This is a genomic window from Streptomyces sp. NPDC102437, assembly GCF_044765565.1.
Taxonomy (GTDB): domain Bacteria; phylum Actinomycetota; class Actinomycetes; order Streptomycetales; family Streptomycetaceae; genus Streptomyces.
This window is the reverse complement of record NZ_JBIWKI010000009.1, coordinates 260605-267291: the sequence shown is the minus strand read 5'-3', so window position 1 is coordinate 267291 and position 6687 is coordinate 260605. Positions and strand designations below refer to the sequence as shown.

Below are 6687 nucleotides of genomic sequence, written 5' to 3'. Positions count from 1 at the left end.
GGCTGGGGACCGGCCATCGGTCACAGGCCGGGGCAGTCGACTCCTCTCCTTGCAACTACCACTGCATGACAGCGACTTCACGTCGCACTGAAAGCGCGAGGTTAGCGTACGACGGCTATCTGCGACTGGCAGGGGGTGCGGAGTCCGGGGCGTTGTGACACGAGGGAGCCGGCTGTGGTGTCGGCGTGTGCCACAGGATCGTTCCAGTCGGTTTCATTGCTCTCCCGACCAGCGCCGATGGATATGCGATGATCCTTCCCGTGTTTCATCCAGCTCAGGGCTTGGATGGAAGAGGGGGAATAGGGATGTCGTTGCGTGACCTGGTCCGCGACGAGGCGATGGCGCGGATGTCTCCGGCGGAACGGTTGGCTCAACTGCGTGCCGCACGGCTGTACTTCCAGCGGCCGGAGAGCCCCGGCTTTTTCGTGTCCGAGACCGTGGATGGTCCGATAGTGCCGGTCTTCACCTCCTGGGAGGAGCTGGCTCTGTTCGCAGGAGCATGTGACTGGGCGTCGACCACGGCCGAGGACCTGGTAGAGCTGTTGCCTGAAGGGGTGCGGGCGCTGGTGGACCTGTTGGGGCCGAACCCGTTCTTGTTGGAGGCCGCGATGCTGGAGGAACCGGCAGAGGTGGAGGGGGAGTAGACATGGCAGGGGGCGGAGCGGACGGGCCTGCGCCGGGGGATGGCTACAGGATCGAGATCGCTGAGGTGCGCAAGATCATGACGCCGATGGAGGAGTCTGTCGTCGCGGCGCACAAGATCAAGCATGACTGGAAGTCTATGGCTCAGGGAATCCAGAACGCGGCCACCGTCGACATCGAGAAGCCGGCCAAGGACGTGCTGTCCGAGTGGGGTTTCGGCATGGGGCGGCTCGCCGAGCACGCCGACTCCATCGTTGAAGGCCTGCGGCAGGCCATCGCGGCCTACATGATGGCGGACCTGCTGCAGCTCGAGAACTTTGCGCCGACCGAGGACAACATCGCCAAACTCCCCATGGGCGAACACGGCCTGCGTGCGTGGAAGAATGGAGACCGGCCTCATTTCGATCCGCCTCCCGAGATCTACCAGGAGCCGTGGCTCGACGGCGGTAGCGGCAGTGGTGACGGCTCGGCTATCACGGGCGATCCACCCAGCAATCCTCGTTACCGCGTGGCCGGTGAAGGCGGTGAGGGCTGGGTGGTCGACGGCGGTGGAAAAGGCCCTGTCGCATGACGCACAAGGACGCCATGGAGGGCGGCGCTTCTGAGCGCATACCCCCGCACGCCAAGCCCGATGAGGTCATACCGGGCAAACCCGAGAAGATTGACGACCTGGTCGTCAAGCTCCGTGTCTATGCGGGCGCGTTCAAGGACGGCTACGACAAGCTGACCGACTTGTCCCTGCTGCCGTGGACCGGTGCCGCGGCAGGTAGCTTCCAGGACGCGAGCAAGCGTCTGCCCAGGGAGCTGGAGTCGGCACGCAAGTACTTCACTTCCGCGGCGGGCGCTCTGGACGCCTACGCCGACAAGCTGCGTTCCGTGCAGAAGCGGGTCAAGCCGATCATCGAGGATGCGGATGAGGTAAGGGCTGCGTCGAAGAAGTACTGGGAGAACGTCAGGGCCTACAACGCCGCTGTCGACCGCGGGGATGACACGCTGCCCGAGCGGCCGCCGGACGACGATCCCATCACCGGGCTGGACTCTTGCTATCGCCGGCTCGACAAACTGGAGAGCGAGCTGCAGGGCGTCGTCGACGACTCCAAGGCCAAGCTCGCCAAGGCGGCCGAGAAGGCCCCCAACGCGCCCGAGGGCTGGAACCGCTTCAAGAAGGGCGTCGGGGACTTCTTCGGCGGCATGGGCGACAGCGCCAAGGACATGTGGAAACAGTTCGAGTACATGGCTGAGGACGGCCCCGGTGGCGCCAGCCTGCAACTGGCGGGCGTGATCGACGGGGCCGCGTACGCCGCGAACCACCCCAAGGAGTTCGCCAAGGCCGTCACCAACTGGGAGGAGTGGCAGCGGAACCCCAGCCGTGCCGCCGGCCAGCTCACCCCGGATCTGCTGCTCGCCCTCGCCACCGGCGGCGGGGGCGCCCTGCGGAAGGGCGCCTCGACCGCCAAGACTGCCGCTCAGCGGCTGGCGGGACGCGAGCGGGCACTGCGTCGCGACGGCAGCGCCGCCAGGCGTGCCGACGGCGAGCCGAACAAGCACGACAAGTGCACCAAGGAGAAGTGCGGAGAGGGCGAGCCGGTCGACGTCGCAACCGGCGAGATGTTCATGTCCGCCACGGACGTCAGTCTGCCCGGCGCCCTGCCGCTGGTACTGGAGCGGCACTACGTCTCCGGACACCCGTGCGGCGGTTGGTTCGGTCCCACCTGGGCGGCCACCCTCGATCAGCGCCTGGAACTGGACGACGCCGGACTCGTCTACATCGCGGCCGACGGCATGGTGCTGCGATACCCGGTACCAGAGCCGGAGACCCCCACCCTGCCCGTCTCCGGCCCGCGCTGGCCGCTGCGCTGGGACGGCAAACCGGACGGCGCCTTCACCCTCACCGTCCCGGAGGAGAACCGCCGCCTGCACTTTGCCCGGCTCCCCGTGGGAGGCTCGGAACTGCCGCTCCACGCGATCACCGACCGCAGCGGTGAGGGCGACCGCATCGACTTCGTGTACGACGAGCACGGCGCACCCACCCGGATCACCCACTCCGGCGGCTACCGCATCGTCGTCGACACCGACACAGCCCTGCATCGCGTCACGGCCCTGCGTCTCCTGCACGGCGAGCAACATGAACACAGCGCCCGGCTCGTCGCCTTCACCTACGACGACAGCGGCGACCTGATCGAGGTCGCCAACTCCACCGGCAAGCCGCAACTCTACCGTTACGACGAGCACCGCATCACATCCTGGAAGGACCGCAACGGCACCGCGTTCGCCTACGTCTACGACCACCGCGGTCGCGTCCTGCGTACCGTGGGGCCGACCGGCATCCTCTCGGGCCGCTTCCACTACGACGACGCTCACCGCACCACCCGCTACACCGACTCCCAGGGCAACGTCACCACGTACGTCCTCAACGAGGCGCACAAGGTCGTCGAGGTGACCGACCCGCTTGGTCACACCACCCGCACCGAATGGGACGAGACCAACCGCCTCCCTCTCAGCGTCACCGATGCACTCGGCCACACGACGCGGTACACGTATGACGAGGACGGGAACCTCACCCACATCGAGCGTCCGGACGGAAGCAGCGCCGAGGCGGTCTACGACGAGAACGGTTTCCCGCTGGAGATCCGCGAGCCCGATGGTGTGGAATGGCGCCACACCTACGATGGCCGCGGCGCACGCACCTCCACCACGGACCCGACGGGCGCTACTACGCACTGGACGTACGACGAGGCGGGCCACCTCACCTCAGTCACGGACGTGCTCGGGCGCACGACGACAGTGACGACGGGCGCGGCGGGGCTCCCGGTGACGGTCACTGACCCCCTGGGTCACACCACCCACGTCCGCCGCGGCCCCCACGGCCGCGTCACCGCCCTCACCGACCCGCTCGGCCGCACCACCCACTTCGGCTGGACCATCGAGGGTAAGCCCGCCTGGCGCGAGCACCCTGACGGCACTCGCGAGGAATGGAAGTGGGACTGCGAGGGCAACCTCGCCAAACACACCAACCAGGCCGGTCATACCACCGAGTACACCTACACCCACTTCGACCTGCCCGCCACCCGCACCGACCCCGACGGCGCCCACTACGCCTTCGCCTACGACACCGAACTGCGCCTGGTGACCGTCACCAACCCCCTGGGGCATGAATGGCGCTATGAGTACGACACCGCCGGCCGCCTGGTCGCCGAGACGGACTTCAACGGGGTGACCCGCTCCTACGAGCGCGACGCGGCGGGCCGCCTCACCGCCCGGACGAATGCGCTTGGCCAGACGCTGCGATACACACATGACGCGATGGGGCGGGTGCTCACCCAGCAGGACGGGACGACGGACGAACTGACGACCTTCGCCTACGGTACGCGAGGGGCCCTCGCCCGAGCCTCCAACAGCGACGCGGTCCTGACCCTGGAACGGGACCCCCTGGGACGAGTCCTGGCGGAGACGGTCAATGGCCGCACGATCACCTCCACCTACGACGCGGTGGGCAACCGTTTGACTCGCACGACGCCGTCCGGGCTGGCATCGACATGGACGTACGACGCCGCCGACCGACCCCTGACCCTCACGACGGCGGGCAACACCCTTACCTTCACCCACGACGCCACCGGTCACGAGACACAGCGTGCCGTCGGCGGTGTCACCCTCAGCCAACGCTGGGATGGCACCGGCCGAATCACCGCACAGACGGTTACTTCCGCCGCCGATGACCTCATCCAACACCGCACCTACGCCTACCGGCCCGACGGCTACGTCGCTCAGATTCGCGAACTCACGTCCGGTACACGCCACTTCACCCTGGACCCGGTCGGCCGGGTCACGGGTGTACAAGCGCACGGCTGGACCGAGCGATACGCCTACGACGCGGCCGGGAACCAAACCCACGCCTCGGCTCCAGGACAGGAAGCCTCTGGTGAGAGGGAGTTCACCGGAACCCTGGTCCGCAAGGCGGGCCGCACCGTGTACGAACACGACGCCGCGGGCCGCCTGATCCGTAAGACCCGCAAGCTGCTCAACGGTCAGACCCGGACGTGGGCCTACGCGTGGAGTGTCGAGGACAAGCTCACGCGGGTCGTGACGCCGGACGGCGAGACGTGGACGTACTCCTATGACCCCCTGGGCCGCCGCATCGGCAAGACCGACCCGAAGGGCGCGACTCTCACCCTCACCTGGGATACGACCCGCCTCGCGGAACAGACCGCCCGGGACGGTGCGACCTGTACCTGGGACCACGCCCCGGAGACTCACCGCCCCCTGACCCAGACGGTCGGCGAAGTGGGAACCTCACGCTTCCGTGTCGTGGTCACGGATGCCACGGGGACGCCCACCGAACTGCTCACCCCAGACGGCGAAATGACGTGGCAGCACCGGACTACCCTCTGGGGAACCCCTGTCCCTGCCCCCTCCGACGTGGAGACCTGCCCCCTCCGCTTCCCAGGCCAGTACGCCGACCCCGAGAGCGGCCTTCACTACAACTACTTCAGGTACTACGACCCGGAAACGGCTCGATTCCTCACCCCAGACCCGCTCGGTCTCACCCCTTCGGACAACCACCATGCGTACCCTCGAAACCCGATCCGGCTGACCGACCCGCTCGGACTGGCTCCCTACGACCTCGAACCCGAGTCGGAGAAGATCGCGGACCACGCCAACGGTGAAGCGCTCCGCCCCGACGGCAACGGAACGCACTACGTGCGAGGAGTCGACCCCAAGGCCCTGAAGTTCTACGTCGACGGAGTGATCAACGAGCGCATACCCAACATCGAACCGAAATACGGACTGCGAAATGGTCGAGAGGCCTTCTGGGACCCGGACAAGGAGGCCGTGGTCATCGTGGACGGTGACGGGGGCACCGTGTTCACCCCCAAGCAGGGATACTCCTACTTCGAGGACCTGGAATAAGAGGAGCGGTATGTCCGAGCAAACCAGCCGCAGCGTCAGTCTCTCCCACTCGGAGTTCACGAGGCTTTACTTCCTGACACGCGAACTCAATGAGTTCCCCGCCGAGAGACTGCAGGGTTTCGGATGCGATGCCGAAGAACTGGAAGATCTGTTGTCACGGCTCAGGAGCGCTCGTCGGCAGTCCAAAGAGCATGGGGAAGCTCACCGTTTGACACTTGTCTTCTCGACGACGCTCCCTGAATCGGACGCCGCACCAGCTCTTGCCCGCGACGGAGACAACCACACTCGGGCGGCGCCCGCCCACACCACCGTCACCGTTCCCGCCAGCGTCGCGCAGTGGTGGGCCCCCGCAGCGCGCTGGGTCCTCCATGCTCACAGTCCCCGGGAGATTTCCCTACGCACTGGGTACTCAACCGATGAGCTGCGCGAAGCACTGGCAACCTTGCCGGACTGAGACCGCTTCGTGCCTCGCCTCCTCAAGGAGCGGTATTGGCGGCGGGCGAGGCGGTCATGGAGCCCCGCTCCGTTGCGGAACCGGATAGCGTAGGGGTGTGCGCATCCGCCCTGCCGTTTGCAACTGCAGGTCTTGAAGAAACTGCCCATCCCACGGATGAGTTTGGTCGCCACGTGCGCCGCTCCTGACTCATGCTGGGAGTTTGCTGACCAGCGGTCCTACAGCATGGTCCTGACCTGCGGCCGCGTCACACTAGCGCACCGCCCGTGCCAGCGGCATGTACCGTCTCATTCAGGTGCGACGGTAAACCAGCCGTGTGGTCGGAGCGTGGCAGCGCTTCGAAGAAGTGCTGGAGGTCAGCGCAGCCCTGCGAAAACCACAGCCGCCGCCGTGCCGCCCAGGATGGCCCCCGCGATGACCTGGGCTGTGGTGTGGTCGCGGAGGGAGACACGGGACCAGCCGACGGCGGCGACGCCGAGGAAGAGGAGGGCGGCCCACCAGCCGTAGGCGACGGTGATGACGACGGCGACGCCGGAGGCGACGGCGGTGTGGACACTGACCTTCCACCAGACGGTGACCGCCATGGTCAGCAGCAGGCCGGCGATCATGGCGGCGACCAGGGCGACGACCTCGCGGGGCGCGTCGAGCGCCAGGAGCAGGCCCGTGCCGACGAGGACGGAACT

General features: G+C 67.0%; 5 protein-coding genes. 4 read left to right on the top strand and 1 reads right to left on the bottom strand.

The genetic code is table 11. The annotated features are described in order from the left end of the window. Window positions 1-305 precede the first annotated feature (305 nt). The 4 genes from ACIRJP_RS14680 to ACIRJP_RS14665 are packed head-to-tail and all read left to right on the top strand — an operon-like array spanning window position 306 to window position 6004. Window positions 306-644, top strand: coding sequence for an SseB family protein (locus tag ACIRJP_RS14680; protein WP_404172835.1), 339 nt, complete (start codon window positions 306-308; stop codon window positions 642-644). A 2-nt stretch (window positions 645-646) separates the two neighbouring features. Next, complete coding sequence (locus ACIRJP_RS14675) at window positions 647-1213, top strand: hypothetical protein (protein WP_404172832.1); 567 nt, start codon at window positions 647-649, stop codon at window positions 1211-1213. Then, window positions 1210-5550 (top strand): DUF6531 domain-containing protein, encoded by a 4341-nt coding sequence (locus tag ACIRJP_RS14670; RefSeq protein ID WP_404172829.1) that lies wholly within the window; start codon window positions 1210-1212, stop codon window positions 5548-5550. Before ACIRJP_RS14675 ends, ACIRJP_RS14670 begins: the two co-directional genes overlap by 4 nt. A gap of 10 nt (window positions 5551-5560) precedes the next feature. Next, window positions 5561-6004 (top strand): hypothetical protein, encoded by a 444-nt coding sequence (locus tag ACIRJP_RS14665; RefSeq protein WP_362211937.1) that lies wholly within the window; start codon window positions 5561-5563, stop codon window positions 6002-6004. A 356-nt stretch (window positions 6005-6360) separates the two neighbouring features. Here the strand turns inward: ACIRJP_RS14665 and ACIRJP_RS14660 are convergent, their stop codons facing one another. Then, on the bottom strand, window positions 6361-6612 hold the full coding sequence (locus ACIRJP_RS14660; protein ID WP_404172826.1) for a hypothetical protein: 252 nt from the start codon (window positions 6610-6612) through the stop codon (window positions 6361-6363). Between the last annotated feature and the right edge of the window lie 75 nt (window positions 6613-6687).